This window comes from Paracoccus aminovorans (genome assembly GCF_001546115.1).
Taxonomy (GTDB): domain Bacteria; phylum Pseudomonadota; class Alphaproteobacteria; order Rhodobacterales; family Rhodobacteraceae; genus Paracoccus; species Paracoccus aminovorans_B.
This window is the reverse complement of the sequence record NZ_KQ955208.1, coordinates 40,481-65,376: the sequence shown is the minus strand read 5'-3', so window position 1 is coordinate 65,376 and position 24,896 is coordinate 40,481. Positions and strand designations below refer to the sequence as shown.

Sequence of the window (24,896 nt, the reverse complement as noted above, 5' to 3'; positions counted from 1 at the left end):
TTTCGCAAGGTCGGTTCCTGGTCGGCAAGCATCGCCCGCGTGTGGGCCTGAGAATGCGGGCCCGAGATCATCTGTGCTGTTCATGTCGCACGGCATCGATGGACGACCCGAAGAGAAGCGCCTGCCCCACCGGACAGGTGCTGCGACACACGGGCTCGGGCGCGCGCGGATGGTGGCGCTGTGCCGGTGTCACTGCTGGCTGGCGTAGTCCCGCGAGCGCGCGAATGGTGGCGACGCGGCGTAAAGCTGGCCGTCCAGCATCATCCCACGGAGTCGCGCGGGCGCGCGAATGGTGGCCGTCGTCTGGGGTCGGCTGGCTGGTGGGCGACGGCTCGGGCCGGGCGCAAGAATGGCGGGTGCGGGGTGTTCTGCGGAGTGAGCCGGCAGTTCGACCCCTTTTCCAAGAAGGAACGGATCACGTCACGCTCCATGGCTGAGAACCGCCGCGTCCCTCAGACACAAGCATGGTGACCGCGGCGCACCGGCGCCGCATGCGGAACCACGGGCGCGCTTCGGCGCACCACCGCCCGAGCCGAAGATCTCAAGACCGTTCGGCGCCTGGTATCGGCGCAACACGCCGCCGGCTGGGCGGCGCCCCATCGGTCCCGACACCGCCGCGCGGCGCGCAAGGCGGCATTTTCTGCGGTCCGACCCGGCCGTCCTTCCGGTAAGTCCGCTTGACGCCACGGAACGAAACGGCAAACAGTTCCCCTGTTACCGATCTTTTCGGGCATCAGGGAAGGAGCCTGTCATGACAAAAGCCGTAATCGTATCCGCCGCCCGCACCCCCGTGGGCAGTTTCCTCGGGTCCTATGCAAACCTGCCGGCGCATGAACTCGGCGCAATCGTCCTGAAGGCCATCGTCGAACGGGCCGGCATCGACCCCGCCGAAGTGTCCGAAACCATCCTCGGCCAGGTGCTGACCGCCGGCCAGGGCCAGAACCCCGGCCGCCAGGCGCATATCAAGGCCGGCTATCCGCAGGGCTCGGCCGCCTGGGTGCTGAACCAGGTCTGCGGCTCGGGCCTGCGCTCGGTCGCGCTGGCGGCGCAGCAGGTGCTTCTGGGCGACGCCACCGTGGTCGCGGCGGGCGGCCAGGAATCCATGTCGCTGTCGCCCCATGCCGGCTATATCCGCGCCGGGCAGAAGATGGGCGACATGAAACTGCTCGACACCATGATCAAGGACGGGCTCTGGGACGCCTTCCACGACTATCACATGGGCACCACGGCCGAGAACGTGGCGACGAAATGGGGCATCACCCGGGCCGAGCAGGACGAATTCGCCGTCGCCTCGCAGAACAAGGCCGAGGCCGCGCAGAAGGCCGGCAAGTTCGCCGATGAAATCGTGCCGGTGACGATCAAGACCCGCAAAGGCGACACCACGGTCGACGCCGACGAATACATCCGCCACGGCGCCACGCTGGAGGCGATGGAGAAGCTGCGCCCCGCCTTCAGCAAGGAAGGCACCGTGACCGCCGGCAACGCCTCGGGCCTGAACGACGGCGCCGCCGCCGTGCTGGTGATGACCGAGGACGAGGCCAATCGCCGCGGCCTGACGCCGCTTGCGCGCATCGCCTCCTACGCGACCGCCGGCGTTGATCCGCAGATCATGGGCACCGGCCCGATCCCGGCCAGCCGCAGGGCGCTGGAGCGGGCCGGCTGGGCGGTCGGCGACCTGGACCTGGTCGAGGCGAACGAGGCCTTTGCCGCCCAGGCCATCGCCGTCAACCGCGACATGGGCTGGGACCCGGCCATCGTCAACGTCAACGGCGGCGCCATCGCCATCGGCCACCCGATCGGCGCCTCGGGCGCGCGCATCCTGAACACGCTCTTGTTCGAGATGCAGCGCCGCGATGCCAAGAAGGGCCTGGCGACGCTGTGCATCGGCGGCGGCATGGGCGTGGCGCTCTGCCTCGAGCGCTGAGCCGAAAAAAGGTGCGCGCAATGATCTTGCGCGCACCGGCCTCGTTCGGTAACACAATTTCACGACCATTTTAAAAGGGGGAAGAAATGGCAAAAGTGGCTCTTGTGACCGGCGGTTCGCGTGGCATCGGCGCGGCGATCTCGAAGGCCTTGAAGGACGCGGGCTATACCGTTGCCGCCAACTATGCCGGCAATGACGACGCCGCCCGGGCCTTTACCGAGGAAACCGGCATCAAGACCTATAAATGGTCGGTCGCCGATTACGACGCCTGCGCCGCCGGCATCAAACAGGTCGAGGAGGAGCTGGGCCCGATCGCGGTGCTGGTCAACAACGCCGGCATCACCCGGGACGCGATGTTCCACAAGATGACCGCCCAGCAGTGGAAAGAGGTCATCGACACCAACCTGACCGGGCTGTTCAACATGACCCATCCGGTCTGGACCGGCATGCGCGACCGCAAGTTCGGCCGCATCGTCAACATCAGCTCGATCAACGGGCAAAAGGGCCAGGCCGGCCAGGCGAACTATTCGGCAGCCAAGGCGGGCGACCTGGGCTTCACCAAGGCCCTGGCGCAAGAGGGCGCGCGCGCCGGCATCACCGTGAACGCGATCTGCCCGGGCTATATCGGCACCGAAATGGTGCGCGCCATCGACGAGAAGGTCCTGAACGAACGCATCATCCCCCAGATCCCCGTCGGCCGCCTGGGCGAGCCCGAGGAGATCGCGCGCTGCGTGGTGTTCCTGGCCTCGGACGACGCGGGCTTCATCACCGGCTCGACCATCAGCGCGAACGGCGGCCAGTTCTTCGTCTGAACCGGTCCCTGGAATGGCAACGGCCCGCGATGATCGCGGGCCGTTTTCCGTTTATCCGTCAAAGCCCTGGGTGGGCCGGGCCTACCCCGGCGCAGCTAGTGCGACAGGCGCGTGATCTCTTCCTTGAGGCGCAGTTTTTCCTTTTTCATCTGAGCGATGGCGAGGTCATCCGTCGCCGGGCTGCGATGCGCAGCCTCGATGGCGTTTGAAAGCGACTGGTGTTTGCGGCGAAGCTCCTGGACATGGGATTCAACCGACATTCCGTCCTCCTCTTGGATTGATCGAACCCGTGGATTGCAGCACAGATTCGTCACATTGTCACCGAAAATTACCTATCCCCCAGGTTGAGCGCGGCGCCATGCCGCAGCACGTCCTGCGCGGGGCGCGTCAGGTCCTCGGCGTCCTCCGAATGTGACGGTTTTGCGTGCATGACGAAGGGGCTTAGCAGGCGCAGCGGGCCGCGCGCGCCCTTGCGGGCGGTCAGGATCACCCGCCCCGCCGGCGCCCCCGCCCGGGCCGCGACTGGCAGAATCGTGATCGACCCCGCGCCGGGCGCCAGCGCCGCCAGAATCTCGGCCAGCCGGTCGGCGCGCTGGATCAGCGTCAGCCAGCCGCCGGGGTGCAACCGCCGCAGTCCGGCGGTGATCCAGTCGGGCAGCGGCGTCGCCTCGTGCCGGGCGGTGCCGCGCCCCGTCTCGGGCGCGACCGAGCCGGCCAGGAAATAGGGCGGATTGGCGATGACATGGTCGAAGCCCTGCGCCCGCAGCGCCGCCGGCATATGCGCCAGGTCGCCCTCGTGGATCTCGGCCGAAAGCCCGTTCGCGGCCGCATTCCGCCGCGCCAGCGCCGCGTAATCGGGCTGCAGCTCCAGCCCGCTCAGCCGCAGTTCGGGCACCCGCGCGCCCAGGCACAGCAGCGCCACCCCTGCCCCGCAGCCCAGCTCCAGCACCGCCTGCCCCGGCCGCGCCGGGCAGGCCGCCGCCAGCATCACCGCATCCGCCCCGGCGCGATAGCCGCGCGCCGGCTGGGCGAATCGCAGCCGACCGCCCAGGAAGCCGTCCTCGCGCGTCTCATTCATGATGGATGCGGTTGTCGCGCAGGATGGCGCGCGCCATGAACAGGTCGCGGTCCGCCACCATCAGCCGGCGCGGCAGGATGCCCAGCGAGCCTTCCAGCACGCTCATGTGCTGGTCCAGCGGAAACGAGACGATGCCCTCGGCCGCCAGCAGGTCGGCGACCCGGGTGATCAGCAGCGGGTCGGTGGTGCGCAGAAGCTCTTTCATGATGGCCGAAAAGCTACGCGGCTGTTGCGCCTGTGTCCATGGCATGGCAATGCCTTGCGGCGAAAGGGGATGCAGATGGGCATGAAGGAAAACGTCTCGAAGCCGCTCGACCGGCTGTCGGCGGAACTCGCCGGCGACATGGACCGGGTGAACGCGCTGATCCGCGAGCGCATGGCCAGCCGCCACGCGCCCCGCATCCCCGAGGTGACCGCGCATCTGGTCGAGGCCGGCGGCAAGCGGCTGCGGCCGATGCTGGTGCTGGCCGCGTCCCGGCTTTGCGACTATCAGGGCGAGAGCCACATCCTGCTGGCCGCGGCGGTCGAATTCATCCATACCGCGACGCTTTTGCATGACGACGTGGTCGATGAAAGCGCCCAGCGGCGCGGGCGGCCGACGGCGAACCTGTTGTGGGACAACAAGTCCTCGGTGCTGGTCGGCGACTATCTGTTCGCGCGCAGCTTCCAGCTGATGGCCGACACCGGCAGCATGCAGGTCATGCGCATCCTCGCCAATGCCAGCGCCACCATCGCCGAGGGCGAGGTGCTGCAGCTGACCGCCGCGCAGGACATCGCGACCTCGGAAGACACCTATATCCAGATCGTGCGCGGCAAGACCGCGGCGCTGTTTTCCGCCGCGACCGAGGCCGGGACGGTGGTCTCGGGCGCCGATCCGGCGGTGCAGCAGGCGTTGTTCGATTACGGCGACGCGCTGGGGATCGCCTTCCAGATCGTGGACGATCTGCTGGACTATGGCGGCTCGACCACCACCATCGGCAAGAACGTCGGCGACGATTTCCGCGAGCGCAAGCTGACCCTGCCGGTCATCAAGGCCATCGCGGCCGCCGACGCCACCGAGCGCGCCTTCTGGGAGCGCACCATCGCCAAGGGCGACCAGCAGGACGGCGACCTGGAAGCCGCGCTGGACATCCTCAAGCGCCGCGGCGCGCTGGCGGCGGCGCGGGCGGATGCCATCGCCTGGGCCGGCCGCGCCAAGGCGGCGCTGGCCGCGGCGCCGGACCGGCCGCTGCGCGCCATCCTGTCGGACCTGGCGGATTTCGTCGTCTCGCGCCTGTCCTGACCCTTTCGGAACATGAAAAAAGCCCCGCTTGCGCGGGGCTTTTCGCTGCGCCTTGAACGGCCCTCAGCTGTTATAGGCGTTCTCGCCGTGGGTGGTGACGTCCAGGCCCTGCCGCTCGTCATTCGCCGGCACCCGCAGCCCGACCACGGCCTTGACGATCATCAGCGCGACGAAGGACACCACGCCCGACCAGACCACCGCCACGACCACGCCCAGCAGCTGCGTCGTGACCTGGCCGGCGATGCTGTAATCCGGTGCGACCGCGCCGCTGGCATAGTCGAACACGCCCGATCCGCCCAGCGCGGGCGCCGCGAAGACGCCGGTCAGGATGGCGCCGACGATGCCGCCCACGCCGTGGATGCCGAAGACGTCCAGGCTTTCGTCGATCCCCAGCTTGCCCTTCAGCGAGATCACGAACCACATGCACAGGAAGCCGGCGGCCAGGCCGATGACGATGGCGCCCATCGGGCCGACGAAGCCGGCGGCGGGGGTGATGCCGACCAGCCCCGCGACCGCCCCCGAGACCCCGCCCAGAAGCGACGGGTGGCCGCGAAAGATCCACTCGCCAAAGGCCCAGGCCAGCCCGGCGGCGGCGGTGGCGACGGTGGTGTTCAGGATCGCCAGCGCGGCGGTGCCGGTGGCCTCCATGTTCGAGCCGGCGTTGAAGCCGAACCAGCCGATCCACAGCAGGCAGCCGCCCAGCAGGGTAAAGGGCAGGTTGTGCGGCGCCATCAGCTCCTTGCCATAGCCCAGGCGCGGGCCGACGACGATGGCGGCGACCAGGCCCGCGATGCCGGCGTTGATGTGGATGACCGTGCCGCCGGCGAAGTCCAGATCGCCATGGCCGAACAGGAAGCCCGCCGGCGCGTCATAGGCCGAGGGACCGCCCCACCACCAGACCATATGCGCCATCGGCAGGTAGCTGAAGAAGAACCAGATCACCACGAACATCAGGATCGCCGGGAACTTCATCCGCTCGACCGTGGCGCCGACGATCAGCGCCGGCGCGATGCAGGCAAAGGCCATCTGGAAGATGACGAAGACATATTCCGGCACGAAGACGTTGGTGGTAAAGGTCTCGGCCAGCGACGAGGTGCTGACGCCGGCCAGGAACGCCTTCGACAGCCCGCCGATGAACGGGGTCAGCGCGGTGGCATCCTCGGCCGAACCGGCGCCGGTGAAGGCCAGCGAATAGCCGAAAGCAACCCAGAGCAGCGCCATGACGCAGAAGACGGTGAAGACCTGCATCAGCACCGAGAGCATGTTCTTCGACCGCACCAGCCCGCCATAGAACAGCGCCAGCCCCGGCACGGTCATCATCATCACCAGGATGGCCGAGACCATCATCCAAGTGGTGTCGCCCTTGTCGACGATGGGCGCGATGGTCTCGGCCGCCGCGGGGGCGGCGGCGTCCTGCGCCAGGGCGGGCCAGGCCAGCCCGGTCAGGGCCAGCGCCGGGATCAGCGGCTTGATCGCAAAAGGTCTCGTCATCGTGCTGCACCTTCTTTCTGCATCGCGGCAGTTCCGTCCCGGCCAGAAGGCGCAGCGCCGCGGCCCGGGCACAAGGTTTGTGCAGCTTCCCGCCGGCGCCGGTCAGGGTCTGCCCGGATTTTGCGCAATCCTGCCGGGGTTTGCGCGTGCTCGCGGCAGTTCACTGATCGGTCATCGCGGTTCTCAACCCCGGGGCTTTGCTGTATGGTCCGCGCCAAATGGCCGGAGCACTCGGCCGGGCAGGATAGCAGGCATGAAGACACCGACCGGCAAGGGCCGCATCACCGCGGACAAGCGGAATTTCGACCAAGCCCCTCAGAAACAGCCAAAACGGCGGCCCGCATCGGGCGGCAAGCCGCCGCGCAGGCCGCGCCGCGGCAATGTGGTGACGCGGGGAATCGCCGGCTTCGTCACCCTGGTCTGGCGGGTGGTCTGGGGCTCGTTCTGGCGGCTCGGGCTGACGGTTGCGCTGATTCTCGCCGCCGCGACCTTCTATTTCTACACCACCCTGCCCGAGGCTTCGGCGCTGTTCGACGGCCGTGCCCGCGGTTCGGTCACCATGCTGGACAGCGAGGGCCGCACCTTCGCCTGGCGTGGCGAAACTTTCGGCATGGTCAGCGCCGACAAGATCGCCCCGGTGCTGAAGAACGCCGTGGTCGCGACCGAGGACAAGCGCTTCTACCAGCATTTCGGCGTCTCGCCGCGCGGCATCGCCTCGGCCGTCCGCATCAACATGGCCGCCGGCCGCGGCCCGCTGGAGGGCAACGGCGGCTCGACCATCACCCAGCAGGTCGCGAAACTCCTGTGCCTGGGCGAGACCTTCGACCCGATCCGCTGGAAATCCGAGGCCGAGTTCGAGGCCGAGTGCCGCAAGTCCTCGATCTGGCGCAAGGTCAAGGAAGTCCCCTACGCCATCGCCATGGAGGCGAAATATTCGAAAGAGGACATCCTCAACATCTACATGAACCGCTCGTATCTCGGCGCTGGGGCGCGCGGCTTCGAGGCGGCGGCGCAGCGCTATTTCGACAAGTCGGCGGCGGAGGTGACCGCGCCCGAGGCGGCGATGCTGGCCGGCCTGCTGAAGGCGCCCAGCTATTTCGCCCCAACCTCGAACCTGCAACGGGCGCAGGACCGCGCCACGGTGATCCTGGGGCTGATGCACGAGCAGCGCTTCCTGGACGATGCGCAATATGCCGAGGCCAAGGCGCATCCCGCCGTGCTCTCCAAGGCGGCAGCGGCGCGGGCGGGCGGCTATTTCGCCGATTGGGTGATGGAATCCGGCCCCGGCTTCCTGACCAGCGAGACGACTGAGGACGTGACCATCAAGACCACCTTCGACCAGCGCGTGCAGCGCGCGGCCGAACGCGCCTTGCAGCGGGTCTTCGACGAAAAGATTTCCAAGGGCTCCAAGGCGCAGGCGGCGGTGGTGGTGATGTCGCCCGACGGCGCGGTGCGGGCGATGATCGGCGGGCGCGACAATACCGTCGCCGGCACCTTCAACCGCGCGACCCAGGCCAAGCGCCAGACCGGGTCCAGCTTCAAGCCCTTCGTCTATGCCGCGGCGCTGGACCAGGGCTATGGTCCGAACGACATGGTGCTGGACGCGCCCCTGACCATCAACGTGCGCGGCTCGGGACCGTGGTCGCCGCAGAACTATACCCGGCGCTATTCCGGCGAGGTGACGCTGACCCGCGCCCTGGCGCAATCGCTGAACACCGCGACGATCCGGCTGCAGGAAATCGCCGGCCGCGACGCGGTGCGCCGGGTGGCGCGCGACTTCGGCGTCTCGGACGAACTGGCCTCGGGGCCGTCGCTGGGCCTCGGCGTGTCGGATGCGACGCTTTTGAACATGACCGCCGCCTATGCCGGCATCCGCAACGGCGGCACTGCCGTCGCGCCCTATGGCCTGCAGGAGCTGCGCATCAAGGGCGACGACCAGGCGCTGATCGGCCAGGCCGGCGGCATGGGCCAGCGCGTGATTTCGCAAAAGGCGGCGGGCGAGCTGATCGGCATGATGCAGCAGGTGATCGAGCATGGCACCGGCACCCGCGCCCGGCTGAAGGGCCGGCCGGCGGCGGGCAAGACCGGCACCACCTCGAGCTATCGCGACGCCTGGTTCATCGGCTTCACCGGGCAATATGTGACCGGGGTCTGGATGGGCTACGACGACAACAAGCCGCTGAAGGGCGTGACCGGCGGCGGTCTGCCAGCCGAGATCTGGCAGGCGGTGATGACCGAGATCCACGACGGCCTGCCGGTCGAGCCGCTGGGCAATTTCGCCTTCGACCCGAACGGCGCCGTGCCGCAGGTGGTCAGCTCGGACGATGCCGGCACCGGCGATCCGCTGGCCGCCGCGCTGTCCGAGGCGCTGGGCCAGCCGCAGCCGCAGGGCCAGACCGCGCCCGGGACGGTGCCGCAGGACCACGCCGGCGGCCGCGTCCTGCCCGATCCGGGCACCCAGGCGCCCGGCGGCCCGCCGACCTTCCCGGCCGAGACCATCACCTCGGGCCCCGAGGCCGAGATGCCGGCCGAGGGCCTGCCGCCCGACGACCCGCTGACCCAGGCCCTGCGCGGCATCGACGGTGTCTATCAGCAATGACGAAAAGGCCGGTCCCGAGGGGCCGGCCTTTTTGCCTTACCGGCGCGGTCGGTGCGGGTTGCACCGCCCCTGTGGGTATTTGAAGAGCAAAGAAGCGGCCTGCGCGGCGCCCCGGTTCAGCCCGCCTGTTGCAGGTCCGCGGTCAGCCCGGCCAGGTCGCCCTTGCGCCGCGCCAGCAGCGCGCCGATCTCGGCCCGTTCCGAGGCGAGCATGTTCACCCCCTCGATGATGATGTTGAAATAGCGGCTTTTCCCGGACTTGTCCGAGACGTGCCATTCCACCTCCATCGGGCTGCGGCCTTTCAGATAGGCGGTCGAGGTTACGGCGAAGAAGGATTTGACTGGCTTCGCGCCGGTGACCTCGATCTTCGAGCCGATGAACTCGCGGAAGCGCTTGCCGTATTTGCGGCCGATATAGCCCTGGAAGGCCTGCTTGTAGGCGGCGAATTCGGCCGGCGCGGCCGCGCGGGCCGCCGGCCCCAAGGCCGAGCGGGCGATGATGTCCACATCGGCATAGCGCGCGAAAATCGCCTCGAATTCGCGATACATCTGCGCCGGCGGCCGGCCCGAGTTGATGACGGCATAGACCTCGTCCAGCGATTGCTGGATCAGCGCCTTGGCCTGGCCGGTGTCCAGCGCCCAGGCCGGCGTCGCGGCGCAGGCCAGCCCGGCCCCGATCAGCCCCAGGAATCCGCGGCGGGTCTCATTCGGCATAAGGGTCAATGGCCTCTCCTTCCTGTCCGAGTTCATGGCGGCGATGCTGGGACCAGATAAGCCGCGTCTGGGCATAACTATCGGCACTTTCATAAAGGACGCTATCGACGGAATCGCTGAAACGCCCCCGCTCACCGGCTTTTGAGACCACCCGCGCGCCCATGCCGATCAGGTACTGGTCGCGGTTCAGCCAGCCGCGCATCGGGTCGATCACGATATCGACAACCCGGCCCGCTGCGTCGCGGGTGCTCGACGGCCCGATCAGCGGCAGCTCCAGATAGGCGCCCTCGCCCACCCCCCAGACCGCCAGCGTCTGGCCGAAGTCGGTGTCCTCCTCGGGCAGGGCGAAATCCTGGCCGGCAGGGTCCAGGAAGCCCGCGAGCCCCAGGGTCGAGTTCACCAGGAAGCGGAAGGTGGTGCGCACCGCCGGCGCCGGCTTGCCTTGCAGCAGATGGTTCACCGCCTTGCCCGGCAGCGCCAGGTTCGCGCCGAAATTCCCAATCGCCTGAACGGCTTCTCCGGTTCCCCCGCCCGAGGTTCCGCCGCTGACCCGCTTGACCAGATGCGTGTCGACGCCCTTGTTAAACGCATGCACCCGGCGGTTCACCGGCTCCAGCGGATCGGCGATCTGGCCCGGGGGCTGCGCTGAACAGGCGGCCAGGCCCAGGCTTGCGGCAAGAAGGATCCAGGGGCTCAATCTTTTGCTAACCTTCCGTTGCTAGTCCTTGGGCGTCAGGCCGATTCCCGCGCATCGGGAATACGATCTGTTCTGATGCGTAGAGTTGGGATAAGCGCAGCGACAACGCCGGGCAACCCCGGCCGGACGATCAGGAAAGGAACCGGCATGGCTTCGCCGCCGATGCGACACGACGGCCGACAGGAGCTCGGCAAGGCGCGCGGCCGCGCCTGGCAGCTTTATGCCTTCGTCGGGCTGTTTTCCTTTGCCGTGAACATGCTGATGCTGACCGGGCCGCTGTTCATGATGCAGGTCTATGACCGCGTCCTGGCCTCGCGCTCGGTCGAGACGCTGACAGCGCTGTTCCTGCTGGTGGTGTTCCTGTTTGCGCTCATGGGCGTGCTCGACCTGGCGCGCAACCGCATCATGGCCCGCGTCGCCGCCCGCTTCCAGGAGCGGATGGAGGGCCGGGTCTTCACCGCCGCCTTGCAGGACGGCCAGGCCGCCGGATCCGAGCTGGTGGTGCGCGGCGGCATGCGCGACCTCGAGGCGGTGCAGCGGCTGATCGGCTCGCCGGTGCTGATGGCGCTCTTCGACCTGCCCTGGGCGCCGTTCTTCCTGGCGGCCGTCTTCATCTTCCACCCGCTGCTGGGCGCGGTCGCCACGGCCGGGCTGCTGATCCTGGTGGTCGCCACGGTGCTGAACCAGTGGCTCAGCCGCGAATCGCTGCAGCAGGCCGCCATCGCCAGCCAGTCGGCCGAGCGCATGTCCGACCTCTACCGCGACGAGGGCGAGCTGATCGGCTCGCTCGGCATGCGCGCCGCCGCCTTCACCCGCTGGCAAGAGGCGCGCGACCGCGCCACCGAGGCGACGATGCGCGGCAGCGACCGCGCCACCGGATTCACCGTGTTTTCCCGCACCTTCCGGCTGTTCCTGCAAAGCGCACTGCTGGCCGCCGGCGCCTGGCTGGTGCTGCGGCAAGAGGTGACGCCGGGCGCGATGATCGCGTCCTCCATCCTGATGGGCCGCGCGCTCTCGCCGATCGAGCAGGTCGTGGGCGGCTGGTCCATCGTGCAGCGCGCGCAGGACGGCTGGGCCCGGCTGGCCGAGCTTCTGTCGCGCCGCCCGCCCGCGGTGGCCCGCACCCCCCTGCCCCGGCCCGATGCCCAGCTCGAGGTGCGCAACCTGACCGTCGTGCCCCCGGGCCAGGGCGCAGCCACGCTGCGCGGCGTCAGTTTTGACCTGAACCCCGGCCAGGCGCTGGGGGTGATCGGCCCTTCGGGCGCCGGCAAGACCACGCTGGCGCGCGCGATCATCAGCGCCTGGCCCATCGCCGGCGGCTCGATACGGCTCGCCGGCGCCACGCTCGACCAATACGACCCCGACGTGCTGGGCGGGCTGATCGGCTATCTGCCGCAGCAGGTGACGCTGTTCGACGGCACCATCGCGGAAAACATCGCCCGACTCTCGCCGCAGCCCGACCCGCAGCGCGTGGTCGCGGCGGCGACGGCCGCTGCCGCGCATCGCATGATCCTCGACCTGCCGCAGGGCTATGACACCAAGGTCAGCCAGACCGGCGGCCGGCTCTCGGGCGGGCAGATCCAGCGCATCGGCCTGGCGCGCGCGCTTTACGCCGAGCCGGCGATCTTCGTGCTGGACGAGCCGAACTCGAACCTCGACAACGAAGGCTCGGCGGCGCTGAACCTCGCCATCCGCAACATCAAGGCGCGCGGCGGCGCCGTCATCATCATGGCGCACCGCCCGGCCGCGATCACCGAATGCGAATTGCTGCTGGTGCTGGACCAGGGCCTGCGCCGCGCCTTCGGGCCGCGCGACGAGGTGCTGAAGTCGCTGGTCAAGAATGCCGACCAGATCGTGCGGGCCCAGGGCCAGGGCGGAGGCGTGACATGACCGATCCCCAGGAAACCGGCCGCGCCCCGGTCGAAAAACGCAGCCCCGACGACCCGGCGCCCGCCACGCCGCCGCATTTCCGCGCCCGCCGCGCCGAGATGCCGGCGCCGCAGCCGCCCGCGCCGCCCCGGCGCCCGGAATGGTCGGCGCGCGGCCCGGTGATCCTGGGCATGGTCACGCTGCTGCTGCTGTTCGGCGGCTTCGGCCTCTGGGCCTGGACCGCGCGCATCGCCGGCGCCGTGGTCGCCGCCGGCCAGGTCGAGGTCGAGCAGCGCCGCCAGGTCGTCCAGCACCCGGACGGCGGCGTGGTGGCCGAGATCCTGATCCACGACGGCGAAAAGGTCAGCGCCGGCCAGGTGCTGGTCCGGCTCGACGGCACGCTGCTCGCCACCGAGCTCGCCATCGTCGAGGGCCAGTATTTCGAGATCCTCGCCCGCCGCGGCCGGCTCGAGGCCGAGCGCGCCGACCTCAAGCAGATCACCTTCCCCGAGGAACTGGTCGGCACCGCCGCCAGCCGCCCCGAGCTCAAGGCGCTGATGCAGGGCCAGGAAAGCCTGTTCCGGGCCCGGCTCGACACGCTCGACCAGTCGCTGGGCCAGCTCGCCAAGCAGGCCGAACAGGTGCAGTCGCAGATCGGCGGCATCGACGCCCAGTCCCAGGCGCTGCAGAAACAGCGCGACTTCATTGCCCAGGAATTGCGCGACCAGCGCTCGCTGCTGGAAAAGGGCCTGGCGCAGGCGCCGCGCGTGCTGGCGCTGGAGCGCGAGGCGGCGCGGCTCGACGGGCTTCTGGGCGAAACCATCGCCACCCGCGCCCGCGCCGTGACCCAGCTGTCGGAAATCGACCTGTCGCGGCTGGAAAAGACCGCCACCCACCGCGAGGCGGCCGAGACCGAGCTGCGCGACCTCGGCTATCGCGAGCTCGAACTGGCCGAGCGCCGCCGCGGCCTGGTGGAACAGATCGCACGGCTGGAAATCCGCGCCCCGGTCGGCGGCGTGGTGCAGGAGCTGCAGGTGACGACGCCGCGCGCGGTGATCCGCGCCGCCGATCCGATCCTGTACATCATCCCGCAGGACCGGCCGCTGGTCGTCGCCGCCCATGTCGCGCCGATCAACATCGACGAGGTGCACCCGGGCCAGCAGGTGGTGCTGCGCTTCTCGTCCTTCTCCTCGCGCACCACGCCGGAAATCGACGGCACGCTCAGCCGGGTCTCGCCCGACACGCTGGTCGACCAGGCCACCCGCGTGCCCTATTACCGCGCCGAGGTGACGATCCCGCCCGAGCAGGTGGCAAAGCTCAAGGGGCTGGAGCTGATCCCCGGCATGCCGGCCGAGGTCTATATCCAGACCGGCGAACGCAGCCCGATGGCCTATCTGGTCAAGCCGCTCAGCGACTATTTCACCCGCGCCTTCCGCGAGAACTGAACAGGCGCGGCCTGCCCGCCGCGCCCCGTCCTTCTTTTTTGTATAAATATCCTGGGGGTGCGGGGGCAAGGCCCCCGCCGGCGACATCAGACGCCCAGGCACCAGCGCATGACGGCCTTCTGCGCATGCAGCCGGTTCTCGGCCTCGTCGAAGATGACCGAATTCGGCCCGTCCATGACCGCGCTCGTCACCTCGTCGTCGCGATGCGCCGGCAGGCAATGCATGAACAGCGCCTCGGGCTTGGCCCGCGCCATCAGCGCCTCGTTCACCTGATAGCCGCGCAGCTGGTTGTGGCGCCGCTCGCGCGCCGACTGCGGGTCGTGCATCGAGACCCAGGTATCCGTCACCACCAGGTCTGCCCCCGCGACCGCCCTGGCCGGATCGCGCTCGATCACCGCCTGCACGCCCTGCGCGCGGGCGAAGTCCAGCGCCTCGCGCTCGGGGTCCAGGGTCGGCGGGCCGGTAAAGGTGAAGTCATAGCCGAACTGCCCCGCCGCATGGATCATCGAGCAGCAGACATTGTTGCCGTCGCCCGACCAGACCACCTTGCGCCCGGCGATCGGGCCGCGATGCTCCTCGAAGGTCATCACATCGGCCATGATCTGGCAGGGATGGGTGCGGTTGGTCAGCCCGTTGATCACCGGCACGCTGGCATATTCCGCCATCTCCAGCAGCGTCGCCTCCTCGAAGGTGCGGATCATGATCAGGTCGACATAGCGCGACAGCACGCGGGCGGTGTCGGCGATGGTCTCGCCATGGCCCAGCTGCATCTCCTTGCCCGACAGCACCATGGTCTGCCCACCCATCTGCCGCACGCCCAGGTCGAAGCTGACCCGGGTCCGGGTCGAGGGCTTCTCGAAGATCAGCGCCACCATGCGGTTCTTCAGCGGCAGGTCGGCATCCGGCGTCCCCTTGGGCAGTCCGGCGCGGGCATCCTTCATCCGGCGGGCGGAATCGATCATCCCGCGCAGCGCGGCCTTGTCGGTGGTGTGGATGTCAAGGAAACTGTTCATCGTGATACGTCTTTCGGATTGATCCGGCCAGCAAGCCGCTTTGCCGATGCGAGGTCAAGGTCCGACCCCGATTTTCTTGGCGCGCCCGGCCAGGCATCGGTGCCGCGTCGCCGCCCGGATCATGCCGCCCGCGGCCGGGACCCTGGCCGAGCTAGCCATCCAGCCGCCCGGCCGCCCGGTCCAGCCGCGCCACCGCCTCGGCGATCTCCTCGTCCGAGATGGTCAGCGGCGGCAGCAGCCGCAGCGTATTGTCGGCCGCGGCCACGGTCAGCACATGTTCGGCATAGCCGGCCTTGACCACATCGCCCGGCGCCACCCGGCATTTCAGCCCCAGCATCAGCCCCTGGCCGCGCACGGCTTCGAACACCGCGGGATGCGCCGCGACCAGGCCTTCCAGCTTCTGGCGCAGCAGCGCCGCCTTGCGGTTGACCTCGGCCAAGAAGGCCGGATCGGCCACGATCTCCATCACGCGGGCGCCCACCGCGCAGGCCAGCGGGTTGCCGCCATAGGTCGAGCCATGCGTGCCCGCCGCCATGCCCGCGGCGGCGGCCTCGGTCGCCAGCACCGCGCCCAGCGGAAAGCCGCCGCCGATGCCCTTGGCGACCATCATGATGTCGGGGGTCACCCCGGCCCATTCATGCGCGAACAGCTTGCCGGTCCGGCCCATGCCCGACTGCACCTCGTCCAGCACCAAGAGCGCACCGGTCCGGTCGCACAACGCGCGGATGCGGCGCAGGTCGGCATCGGGCAGCGGCCGGATGCCGCCCTCGCCCTGCACCGGCTCCAGCATGACGGCGGCGGTGCGCTCGGACATCGCCGCCTCCAGCGCCGCCATGTCGCCCCAGGGCAATTGCCGGAAGCCCGGCATCAGCGGGCCGAAGCCCTTGACCATCTTCTCGGACCCGGCGGCGGCGATGGCCCCGGTCGAGCGGCCGTGGAAGGCGCCCTCGAAGGTCAGGATCTCGATCCGCTCGGGATCGCTCATCTCGTCCCAGTATTTGCGCACCATCTTGATCGCCAGTTCGGCCGCCTCGGTGCCGGAATTGGTAACGAAGACCGTATCGGCAAAGGTATTCTCGACCAGCAGGTCGGCCAGCCGCTCCTGCTCGGGGATCTGGTAGAGGTTCGAGACATGCCAGATCCGCCCCGCCTGCGCGGTCAGCGCGGCGACCAGCTCGGGGTTGGCATGGCCCAGCGCGTTCACGGCGATGCCCGCGCCCAGGTCCAGGTATCGCGTGCCGTCGGTGGCGATGGCCCAGGAGCCCTCGCCGCGCTCGAAGGCGATGGGCGCGCGATTATAGGTCGGCAGGACGTGCGAAATCATGGGGATGTCCTCTCTGGGAACAGCCGCGCCCGGCGCGGCACCAGTGATGTCAGGAAGGCAGGCGGGATCGGTCGTCGACAGGATCAACGTCGGGGACGGGCGGCAAAGGCGGTCCATGCGATCATGGCCCAGCGCATAGCGCGGACGCGCGCGGCGTGCAACGGATTTTCACGGCGGCTTTTCACGGCGGCTTTTCACGGCTTCATGCGATAGCCGCTGTCCAGCCAGCGCCAACCCGTCCACAGCACCAGCGCCACGGTGCCGCCGCAGACCGCAAGGCCGCGCAGCACCGGCGCGTCCGAAACCCCGGCGATGCCGTAGCGCGCGCCGTCGATCAGGTAAAAGACCGGGTTCCAATGCGCCAGCGTGCGGAACGGCTCGGGCAGCGCCTCGACCGAATAGAAGGTGCCGGACAGGAACGACAGCGGCGTCACGACGAAATTGGTGATCGCCGCCATCTGGTCGAATTTCTGCGCCACGATGCCGCCCAGCAGGCCCAGCCCGCCCATCAGCAGCGCACCCAGCACGACGAAGCACAGCGCCCAGAGCGGATGCGCCACGCCTTGGCCCAGCACCAGCGCCATGCCGGCGGCGATGGCGCCGGCGACGATCAGCGCCCGCACCACGGCGCCGATCAGATAGCCGGCCAGGATCTCGGTCGCCGACAGCGGCGGCATCAGCGTGTCGACGATATTGCCCTGCATCTTGGCCGAGATGATGCTCGACGAGGTATTGGCGAAGGCGTTCTGGATCACCGTCATCATCAGGATGCCCGGCCCCAGGAAGACCAGATAGGGCAGGCCCATGACCGCGCCGCGGTCGCGGCCCAGCGCCAGGGCAAAAACCGCCACGAACAGGGCCGAGGTCATCAGCGGCGCCAGCACCGTCTGCTGCCAGACATTCATGAAGCGCATGATCTCGCGCCGCGCCAGGGTGTAAAGCCCCAGCCAGTTCACCCGGCCAAAGCGGCGCACGCCCATCTGGCGGATCGCGGCGGGGCTCTCGGGGCGGGTCTTGGTGGGCTGCATCGGCGCTCCTTGAATTTGCGGCGGCGGACGGGTAAATCTGGCTATCCCCGGATTTAAGCCCGGGCCCGGCGGAATTGAAGCCGGGAAGCAGCCGTGAACACGAAGGGCACCGGGACCGCAGCCGGTGCAGGAAAGGCAAGTCATGTCCTGGACCGACGAGCGCGTCGAGACGCTGAAACGCATGTGGGCCGAGGGACAATCGGCCAGCCAGATCGCCAAGGAGCTGGGCGGCGTCACCCGCAACGCGGTGATCGGCAAGGTCCACCGGCTGGGCCTGTCGAATCGCAGCGACGAGGCCGAGGCAGCGGCACCCGAGCCGGCACCGAAGCCCGCCGTCGCGGCGGCACCGGCGCCGGAGCCCGCGCCGAAACCCGCGGCACCCGAGCCCGCACCGCAGCCCCGGGCCGCGGCCCCGGCGGCCGATCCCGCGCCGGAACAGGCCGCAGCGCCGGCCGCGCCCGGCTTCAACCGCCGCACGCTGGTCCCCTCGGGCCAGCCGCTGCCGCCGCAGCCCTCGGCCAACGAGATCAGCCCCGAGGCGCTGGCCTCGGTGCGCGAGGTGGAAAAGCGCGCCCGCAAGCTGACGCTGATGGAACTGACCGAACGGACCTGCAAATGGCCGATCGGCGACCCGGCGACCGACAAGTTCTGGTTCTGCGGCCTGCCCTCGGTCCCCGGCAAACCCTATTGCGAGGCCCATGTCGGCGTGGCCTTCCAGCCGATGAGCTCGCGCCGCGACCGCCGCCGCTGAGCCAGGGCGCCCGGCACCAGGACACAGCCCCCGGCTTTCTCTTTTGGAGAAATATCCCGGGGGGAGCGCCTGACGCGCCCCATCGAGGGGCGCATCAGGCGCGGGGGGCAGAGCCCCCCTGCCCCGCCCAAGCCGCGACGCCGCGACGCCGAAGCGGTGCACGCGCGGTGTACGGCCGGTGTACGCGCGCTGCACCACCGGCACAGCCCGAAACCCCAGCTTTTCCCGGTTTTCCGGCCCATCGCCCCCAGCACCGTTGCGCGCACCCGGCTTGCAACGCGCGCACTTTCCATCGCCCGCCATCGCGGCTAGACAGGGCGCCGACCCCTTAGGACGCGACACATGGCCCGGCATCTCATCACCTCGGCGATCCCCTATATCAACGGGATCAAGCACCTCGGCAATCTGGTCGGCTCGCAGCTTCCGGCCGACCTCTATGCCCGCTACCTGCGCGCCCGCGACCATGAGGTGATGTTCATCTGCGCCACCGACGAACACGGCACACCGGCCGAGCTCGCGGCGAAAAAGGCCGGCAAGCCGGTGCCGGTCTATTGCGCGGAAATGCATGAAATCCAAGCGGAAATCGCCCGCAACTTCGGCCTGTCCTTTGACCATTTCGGCCGCTCCTCCAGCGAACGCAACCACGTCCTGACCCAGCATTTCGCCGGCAAGCTCGACGAGAACGGCTGGATCTCCGAGGTCGAGGAAAAGCAGGTCTATTCCATCGACGACGGCCGCTTCCTGCCCGACCGCTATATCGAGGGCACCTGCCCGAACTGCGGCTATGACAAGGCCCGCGGCGACCAGTGCGAGAACTGCACCAAGCAGCTCGACCCGACCGACCTGATCGAGCCGCGCAGCGCCATCAGCGGCAGCACCAACCTGGAAATCCGCGCCACCAAGCACTTGTATCTGCGTCAGCGCGCGCTGAAAGACCAGATTTCCCAATGGCTTGACAGCAAGACCGACTGGCCGATCCTGACCACCTCGATCGCGCGGAAATGGCTGAACGACGGCGACGGGCTGCAGGACCGCGGCATCACCCGCGACCTCGACTGGGGCATCCCGGTGAAAAAGGGCGACCAGCCCTGGCCGGGGATGGAGGGCAAGGTCTTCTACGTCTGGTTCGACGCGCCGATCGAATATATCGCCGCCACCGCCGAGGGCGCCGATGCGCGGGGCGAGCCCGACAGCGCCTGGCGCCGCTGGTGGCGCCTCGACGAGGGTGCCGAGGACGTGACCTATACCCAGTTCATGGGCAAGGACAACGTGCCCTTCCACACCCTCAGCTTCCCGGCCACGATCATCGGCTCAGGCGAGCCCTGGAAGCTGGTCGACTACATCAAGTCCTTCAATTATTTGACGTATGACGGCGGCCAGTTCTCGACCAGCCAGGGCCGCGGCGTGTTCATGGACCAGGCGCTGTCGATCCTGCCCGCCGATTACTGGCGCTGGTGGCTCTTGTCGCACGCCCCCGAATCCGGCGACAGCGAGTTCACCTGGGACAATTTCCAGCAATCGGTGAACAAGGACCTGGCGGACGTGCTGGGCAATTTCGTCAGCCGCATCACAAAGTTCTGCCGCAGCAAGTTCGGCGAGACCATCCCCGAAGGCGGCAGCTACGGCCCCGAGGAGGAGGCGCTGCTCGAGGCGCTGACCACCCGCATCCGTGCCTATGAAGGCTTCATGGACCATACCGAGATCCGCAAATCCGCCGCCGAGCTGCGCGCGATCTGGGTGCTCGGCAACGAATACCTGCAATCCGCCGCGCCCTGGTCCAGCTTCAAGACCGACCCAGACAAGGCCGCGATGCAGGTCCGCCTGGGCCTGAACCTGATCCGGCTCTATGCCGTTCTCTCGGCCCCCTTCATCCCCTTCGCCGCCGACGCGATGCTGGCCGCGATGCAGACCCGGGACCGCAGCTGGCCCGGCGATGTCGTCGCCGCGCTGCAGGCGCTGCCCGCGGGCCATGCCTTCACCGTGCCCGAGGTGCTTTTCGCCAAGATCAGCGACGAGAGCCGCGACGAATGGCAGGACCGCTTCAAGGGAATCCGCGACTGATTCAATGTGTTGGGCCTGGAACTGCAGGAGAATGCATGACCCGTTGCATTCTCAGCGGCGCCTTCGCCAGCTCTGGCAAGAGCTGTGGGCAAATCGCTATATTGTGCGGAGATTTGGAGCGGGCGAAGGGAATCGAACCCTCGTCATCTGGTTGGGAACCAGAAGCTTTGCCATTAAGCTACGCCCGCGTGCCGTCTCATTTACCTTGATCGCGAGGCAAGTGCAATCCCAACCAAACGGATTCTCGGCCAGGGCGGTTGGAGCAATCGCGCTTCGCCGGCAGGGTCGGAATGCCTCGGGAACCGGGTCTGGGCCTCGGGCGGAGGGGCCGGACGGTTTGCGGAAATCGGACAGCGGTTGTCGCGGCGATCTGACGGCCGAGACGACGAACTCGGGGTCTGAACCAGCACAAAACAATGCCGCGTTCTGGCGCTATCTGGACGCCGCGCGACGTGGGTAGACGCAGCTGGCCACCGATGGGCGGCACTGTCGCTTGATCTGGGAAATATCAGCCTAGCGCCAGAAGCTGAGATACTCGATCAGCCCGGCGAATTCCTTGCCCAGGAACAGCGGCAGGTTCCAGTGCAGCACCAGCGCGTCGGCGGCAAAAAGCGCCAGCACCAGCACCAGCAGGACGATAGCGATCTGATTGGTCATGGCTTCCTTTCCATGGCGCGTCCGGGACCCGGCCGCCAGCCCGCGGCATTGCCCGCTTTCAGGCCAGCGCCGCCTGTCAGGCAAGCCGTTAGCAGCGACGGGCCTCCCGTGGCAAGATCAGGTCGCAGGCGGCTCGTCCTCTTCGGGCTCGGGCGAGATCAGGAACAGGTCGCCCGCCGCCTCCATCCGGCGGATGGTCGCGACGACCTCGTCCATCGCCGCCTCGGCGTCCCGGACCGAGATCTTGCCGAGCGCCTCCATCTCCTCGCGCATCGACTCGGCGAGCCGGCTGGAGATGCCGCCCAGGATGAAATCGACCGTCTCGCGCGCGTCGCCCCTGGCGCCGGCCAGCGCCTTGAGCAGCACGGCATTGTCCACCTCGCGCGTGAGGCGGGGAATGTCGCGCGGATCGACGCGATGTGGCACATGCGCCCAGGTGAAGATGGTCTTGCGCACCTCGCCGGCGAAGCCCGCGTCGTCGTCGTCGAGCCCGGCCAGCACGCTGTCGCGCATGGTCGAGGGCGAGAAGTTCAGGATCGCCCCGACCTTTTCGCCCGCCTTGCCCTGCAGCGGCGGCTGCGGCACCGCGTCGGCGGCCTGGATCAGCGCCTTGCCGATCCGTTGCAGCGCCGCCGCCTCGATACCGCCGGTCAGCGACATGGCATAGGCGATCTGGCGCGCCAGCTGCGGGTCGAGCAACCCGAACACCTCGGCCGCGCGCGGCACCGGCAGCTTGGAAAACATCACCGCCGCGATCTCGACCGCCTCGGTCCGGGCCAGCTCGGCCAGCAGCGTCGGCGCCATGACCGCGATGCGGTCCCAGGGATCGCCGTCGCCGTTCAGCGCCGCCATGCGCCGCAGCCGGTCGGTGGTATCGGGCGAGAGATGACCGTCGAGCAGGTCCAGCGTGCCGTCGATGTCGCCCGGAAAGGACAGGCCGACCGATTCCAGCCGGTCGCAGAATTCCGCCACGATGGCATTGCGCGTGTCGCGGTCGATGATGCCCATTAGCGCCATTTCCTGCGCCAGGTCGGTCTGCAGCCCCGGCGGCAGCCGGGCCAGGTCGATGTCGTCGCCTTCGGCAAGCAACAGCCGAACGATCACCGCCGCCTTCTGGCGCGCGGTCAGTTGCAACCCGCCGATAGCCGGAACGCCCATGTTTGCCCCCGATTCATCTGTCGTCGGGGGCAATCTGGCACAGATATGCGAACGCGCGGTTAATGCGCGGGCGTTTCGCCGAAGACCCGCGAAAAGATCGTGTCGACATGCTTGGTGTGATAGCCGAGGTCGAACTTCTCCTCGATCTCGGCCGGCGACAGCGCCGCCGTCACCTCGGCATCGGCCAAGAGTTCGGTCTTGAAATCGGCGCCTTGTTCCCAGACCTTCATGGCGTTGCGCTGGACCAGGCGATAGGCATCCTCGCGCGAGACGCCGGCCTGGGTCAGCGCCAGCAGCACGCGCTGCGACATGACCAGGCCCTTGAACTTGTTCATGTTCTTCAGCATGTTCTCGGGATAGACCACCAGCTTTTCGATGACGCCGGCCAGGCGGTTCAGCGCGAAGTCCAGCGTGATCGTCGCATCGGGCGCGATGCCGCGCTCGACCGAGGAATGGCTGATGTCGCGTTCATGCCACAGTGCCACGTTCTCCATCGCCGGGATCACCGCCATGCGCACCAGGCGGGCGAGGCCGGTCAGATTCTCGGTCAGCACCGGGTTGCGCTTGTGCGGCATGGCCGACGAACCCTTCTGGCCGGGGCTGAAGAATTCTTCGGCCTCAAGCACTTCGGTGCGCTGCATGTGGCGGATCTCGATGGCGATATTCTCCATCGAGCTGGCGATCACGCCCAGCGTGGCGAAGAACATGGCGTGGCGGTCGCGCGGGATGACCTGGGTCGAGATCGGCTCGGGACGCAGGCCCAGTTTCGCGCAGACATGCTCCTCGACCGCCGGGTCGATATTGGCGAAGGTGCCAACCGCGCCCGAGATCGCGCCGGTTGCGACTTCCTCGCGCGCGCGCTCCAGCCGGGCCTTGCCGCGCGCCATCTCGGCGTAGAAGCGGGCGAAAGTCAGGCCCATGGTGGTCGGCTCGGCGTGGATGCCGTGGCTGCGGCCGATGCGCACCGTATCCTTGTGCTCATAGGCGCGTTTCTTCAGCGCGGCCAAGACCTTGTCCATGTCGGCCAGCAGGATGTCGGCGGCGCGCACCAGCTGCACGTTCAGCGTGGTGTCGAGCACGTCCGAGCTGGTCATGCCCTGGTGGACGAAGCGCGCCTCGTCGCTGCCGATATGCTCGGCCAGATGGGTCAGGAAGGCGATGACGTCATGCTTGGTCACGGCCTCGATCTCGTCGATGCGGGCGACGTTGAATTCCACGTCCTTGGCGCGCCAGACGGCCTCGGCGTTCTCGCGCGGGATCACGCCCAGGTCGGCCTGGGCGTCGCAGGCATGCGCCTCGATCTCGTACCAGATCTTGAAGCGGGTCTCGGGCGACCAGATGGCGACCATTTCGGGGCGGGAATAGCGCGGGATCATCGGAAACTCCTGGTGTTTGCCGGGGTTCTAGTGGCTCGGGGGGCCGGCCGCAACTGCGGGGCCATCGCGGGATCGCGCCGCGCGGGGCGGTTTCGGCGCAGTTTGGTCGCAAACATCGCGCAGCCCATTTGCATTTCCCCCGCAAGCCGGGCTATTTGCAGCGCGAAACTTCATCAGCGGCGGAGGAACCCCCATGGCTGTCAAGGTGGCGATCAACGGCTTTGGTCGTATCGGTCGGAACGTGCTGCGCGCGATCATCGAATCGGGGCGCAATGATATCGAGGTCGTGGCGATCAATGACCTGGGCCCGGTCGAGACCAACGCGCATCTGCTGCGCTACGACTCGGTCCATGGCCGCTTTCCCGCCAAGGTGACGGTCTCGGGCGACTCGATCGACGTCGGCCGCGGCCCGATCAAGGTCACCGCGATCCGCAACCCGGCCGAACTGCCTTGGGGCGACATCGACGTCATCATGGAATGCACCGGCATCTTCACCTCGAAAGAGAAGGTGCAGCCGCATCTGTCGACCGGCGCCAAGCGCGTGCTGATCTCGGCCCCGGGCGAGAATGCCGACAAGACCATCGTCTTCGGCGTCAACGACGACACGCTGACCAGGGACGACCTGGTGGTCTCGAACGCCAGCTGCACCACCAACTGCCTGTCGCCGGTCGCCAAGGTGCTGAACGACAGCATCGGCATCGCCAAGGGTTTCATGACCACGATCCACAGCTATACCGGCGACCAGCCGACGCTGGACACCATGCACAAGGACCTGTATCGCGCCCGCGCCGCCGCGCTGTCGATGATCCCGACCTCGACCGGTGCCGCCAAGGCGGTGGGCCTGGTGCTGCCGGAACTGAAAGGCCGCCTGGACGGCGTCGCGATCCGCGTGCCGACCCCGAACGTCTCGGTCGTGGACCTGGTGTTCGAGGCCAAGCGCGACACCTCGGTGCAGGAAATCAACGACGCGATCCGCGCCGCCGCCGACGGCCCGCTGAAGGGCATCCTGGGCTATACCGACGAGCCGCTGGTGTCCTCGGACTTCAACCACGACAGCCATTCCTCGGTCTTCCACATGGATCAGACCAAGGTGATGGAGGGCAAGCTGGTCCGCATCCTCAGCTGGTACGACAACGAATGGGGTTTCTCGAACCGCATGTCGGATACCGCCGTGGCGATGGGCAAGCTGATCTGAGATCCGCGCCCGCGACAAGCAGACGCGCCCCGTCCGGGGCGCGTTTTGCATTCCAGGCCCCGGCCGCGATCAGTCCTTGCGCGACAACCGCTTGACATTGGCCTTGGTGCGGCGGCGATAGGGCCGCAGCGCCGCGGCCATGACCTTGTCGGCACGCTCGCCGCGCCCGGCGGCGCGCAGCGCGGCATGCATGGCCTCGGACGCCGCATTGGCCTTTTCGATGACCATGCGCTGCGGTTCCTCGGCATCCTGGCGCACCAGGCCCATCATCCCGGCGGTACGCCACGCGATCACCATCTGCGATTCCCAGGTCATGCGCGCCATCTGCTGCCAAAGCAGAAGCGGCACCTGCATGCTGGTCTGGTTCATCAATCCGAACACATCCGAATCCCTTCGAGAAGAGCGGTTGAAATAAAATTGCTC

Annotated in this window: 22 protein-coding genes and 1 tRNA gene; 9 read left to right on the top strand and 14 right to left on the bottom strand. The window is 68.2% G+C overall.

All coding sequences use genetic code 11. The annotated features are described in order from the left end of the window. Positions 1 to 751: 751 nt before the first annotated feature. A complete protein-coding gene (locus tag ASV56_RS00295) occupies positions 752 to 1,924 on the top strand; it encodes an acetyl-CoA C-acetyltransferase (protein ID WP_062560293.1) in 1,173 nt (390 codons plus the stop codon). An 86-nt stretch (positions 1,925 to 2,010) separates the two neighbouring features. Continuing rightward, positions 2,011 to 2,736 (top strand): beta-ketoacyl-ACP reductase, encoded by a 726-nt coding sequence (locus ASV56_RS00290; protein WP_062560292.1) that lies wholly within the window; start codon positions 2,011 to 2,013, stop codon positions 2,734 to 2,736. Positions 2,737 to 2,831: 95 nt separating this feature from the next. On the opposite strand, the gene ASV56_RS22360 is transcribed toward ASV56_RS00290, so the two are convergent. The 3 genes from ASV56_RS22360 to ASV56_RS00280 all read right to left on the bottom strand — a co-directional run bounded on the left by ASV56_RS22360 (position 2,832) and on the right by ASV56_RS00280 (position 4,019). Next, the gene (locus ASV56_RS22360; RefSeq protein ID WP_018000021.1) at positions 2,832 to 2,996 is read right to left on the bottom strand and encodes a YdcH family protein; all 165 of its coding nucleotides are present in this window, start codon (positions 2,994 to 2,996) and stop codon (positions 2,832 to 2,834) included. 68 nt (positions 2,997 to 3,064) lie between these two features. After that, positions 3,065 to 3,814 (bottom strand): tRNA1(Val) (adenine(37)-N6)-methyltransferase, encoded by a 750-nt coding sequence (locus ASV56_RS00285; RefSeq protein ID WP_062560291.1) that lies wholly within the window; start codon positions 3,812 to 3,814, stop codon positions 3,065 to 3,067. Next, positions 3,807 to 4,019, bottom strand: coding sequence for a putative signal transducing protein (locus ASV56_RS00280; RefSeq protein WP_018000019.1), 213 nt, complete (start codon positions 4,017 to 4,019; stop codon positions 3,807 to 3,809). Before ASV56_RS00280 ends, ASV56_RS00285 begins: the two co-directional genes overlap by 8 nt. 75 nt (positions 4,020 to 4,094) lie before the next feature. Between ASV56_RS00280 and ASV56_RS00275 the strand changes: the two genes are divergently transcribed. After that, positions 4,095 to 5,096: a polyprenyl synthetase family protein gene (locus ASV56_RS00275; RefSeq protein WP_062562170.1), complete on the top strand. Its 1,002-nt coding sequence runs from the start codon at positions 4,095 to 4,097 to the stop codon at positions 5,094 to 5,096. 63 nt (positions 5,097 to 5,159) lie between these two features. Here ASV56_RS00275 and ASV56_RS00270 read toward each other — a convergent pair whose 3' ends face one another. After that, positions 5,160 to 6,587, bottom strand: a complete 1,428-nt coding sequence (locus ASV56_RS00270; protein WP_062560290.1) for an ammonium transporter — start codon at positions 6,585 to 6,587, stop codon at positions 5,160 to 5,162. A 253-nt stretch (positions 6,588 to 6,840) separates the two neighbouring features. On the opposite strand from ASV56_RS00270, the gene ASV56_RS00265 reads away from it, so the two are divergent. After that, entirely contained in the window at positions 6,841 to 9,186 is a 2,346-nt protein-coding gene (locus ASV56_RS00265; RefSeq protein WP_062560289.1) for a transglycosylase domain-containing protein, read from the top strand. 116 nt (positions 9,187 to 9,302) lie between these two features. Here ASV56_RS00265 and ASV56_RS00260 read toward each other — a convergent pair whose 3' ends face one another. Next, positions 9,303 to 9,899, bottom strand: coding sequence for an MlaC/ttg2D family ABC transporter substrate-binding protein (locus tag ASV56_RS00260; RefSeq protein ID WP_062560288.1), 597 nt, complete (start codon positions 9,897 to 9,899; stop codon positions 9,303 to 9,305). Further along, positions 9,889 to 10,596 (bottom strand): MlaA family lipoprotein, encoded by a 708-nt coding sequence (locus ASV56_RS00255; protein ID WP_062560287.1) that lies wholly within the window; start codon positions 10,594 to 10,596, stop codon positions 9,889 to 9,891. Before ASV56_RS00255 ends, ASV56_RS00260 begins: the two co-directional genes overlap by 11 nt. A gap of 147 nt (positions 10,597 to 10,743) precedes the next feature. On the opposite strand from ASV56_RS00255, the gene ASV56_RS00250 reads away from it, so the two are divergent. Both ASV56_RS00250 and ASV56_RS00245 read left to right on the top strand, forming a co-directional pair. Next, entirely contained in the window at positions 10,744 to 12,486 is a 1,743-nt protein-coding gene (locus ASV56_RS00250) for a type I secretion system permease/ATPase (protein ID WP_062560286.1), read from the top strand. After that, complete coding sequence (locus ASV56_RS00245; RefSeq protein WP_082724677.1) at positions 12,483 to 13,910, top strand: HlyD family type I secretion periplasmic adaptor subunit; 1,428 nt, start codon at positions 12,483 to 12,485, stop codon at positions 13,908 to 13,910. The genes ASV56_RS00250 and ASV56_RS00245 overlap by 4 nt, the downstream gene beginning before the upstream one ends. An 86-nt stretch (positions 13,911 to 13,996) precedes the next feature. On the opposite strand, the gene argF is transcribed toward ASV56_RS00245, so the two are convergent. The 3 genes from argF to ASV56_RS00230 all read right to left on the bottom strand — a co-directional run bounded on the left by argF (position 13,997) and on the right by ASV56_RS00230 (position 17,275). Further along, positions 13,997 to 14,923, bottom strand: coding sequence for an ornithine carbamoyltransferase (argF, locus tag ASV56_RS00240; protein ID WP_062560285.1), 927 nt, complete (start codon positions 14,921 to 14,923; stop codon positions 13,997 to 13,999). 151 nt (positions 14,924 to 15,074) lie between these two features. Beyond that, positions 15,075 to 16,247, bottom strand: coding sequence for an aspartate aminotransferase family protein (locus ASV56_RS00235; RefSeq protein WP_062560284.1), 1,173 nt, complete (start codon positions 16,245 to 16,247; stop codon positions 15,075 to 15,077). A gap of 194 nt (positions 16,248 to 16,441) precedes the next feature. Then, complete coding sequence (locus tag ASV56_RS00230) at positions 16,442 to 17,275, bottom strand: ABC transporter permease (protein ID WP_062560283.1); 834 nt, start codon at positions 17,273 to 17,275, stop codon at positions 16,442 to 16,444. Between the two features lie 142 nt (positions 17,276 to 17,417). Between ASV56_RS00230 and ASV56_RS00225 the strand changes: the two genes are divergently transcribed. Both ASV56_RS00225 and metG read left to right on the top strand, forming a co-directional pair. Beyond that, on the top strand, positions 17,418 to 18,026 hold the full coding sequence (locus ASV56_RS00225) for a GcrA family cell cycle regulator (RefSeq protein WP_062560282.1): 609 nt from the start codon (positions 17,418 to 17,420) through the stop codon (positions 18,024 to 18,026). A 342-nt stretch (positions 18,027 to 18,368) separates the two neighbouring features. Then, the gene (gene metG, locus ASV56_RS00220) at positions 18,369 to 20,087 is read left to right on the top strand and encodes a methionine--tRNA ligase (RefSeq protein WP_062560281.1); all 1,719 of its coding nucleotides are present in this window, start codon (positions 18,369 to 18,371) and stop codon (positions 20,085 to 20,087) included. A 114-nt stretch (positions 20,088 to 20,201) separates the two neighbouring features. Here the strand turns inward: metG and ASV56_RS00215 are convergent. The 4 genes from ASV56_RS00215 to purB form a co-directional block, all read right to left on the bottom strand. After that, positions 20,202 to 20,275 (bottom strand) — tRNA-Gly (locus tag ASV56_RS00215). A 325-nt stretch (positions 20,276 to 20,600) separates the two neighbouring features. Next, positions 20,601 to 20,744: a hypothetical protein gene (locus tag ASV56_RS23885; protein ID WP_018000006.1), complete on the bottom strand. Its 144-nt coding sequence runs from the start codon at positions 20,742 to 20,744 to the stop codon at positions 20,601 to 20,603. Positions 20,745 to 20,861: 117 nt separating this feature from the next. Beyond that, a complete protein-coding gene (locus tag ASV56_RS00210; RefSeq protein ID WP_062560280.1) occupies positions 20,862 to 21,902 on the bottom strand; it encodes a flagellar motor switch protein FliG in 1,041 nt (346 codons plus the stop codon). Positions 21,903 to 21,961: 59 nt separating this feature from the next. Beyond that, complete coding sequence (gene purB, locus ASV56_RS00205) at positions 21,962 to 23,278, bottom strand: adenylosuccinate lyase (protein ID WP_062560279.1); 1,317 nt, start codon at positions 23,276 to 23,278, stop codon at positions 21,962 to 21,964. 193 nt (positions 23,279 to 23,471) lie between these two features. Here purB and gap point away from each other — a divergent pair, with 193 nt between their 5' ends. After that, positions 23,472 to 24,473 carry a type I glyceraldehyde-3-phosphate dehydrogenase gene (gene gap / locus ASV56_RS00200; RefSeq protein WP_062560278.1) on the top strand — a complete coding sequence of 334 codons (1,002 nt, stop codon included), beginning with the start codon at positions 23,472 to 23,474 and terminating at the stop codon, positions 24,471 to 24,473. Positions 24,474 to 24,542: 69 nt separating this feature from the next. Here gap and ASV56_RS00195 read toward each other — a convergent pair whose 3' ends face one another. Next, positions 24,543 to 24,842 carry a hypothetical protein gene (locus ASV56_RS00195; protein WP_062560277.1) on the bottom strand — a complete coding sequence of 100 codons (300 nt, stop codon included), beginning with the start codon at positions 24,840 to 24,842 and terminating at the stop codon, positions 24,543 to 24,545. Positions 24,843 to 24,896 lie beyond the last annotated feature (54 nt).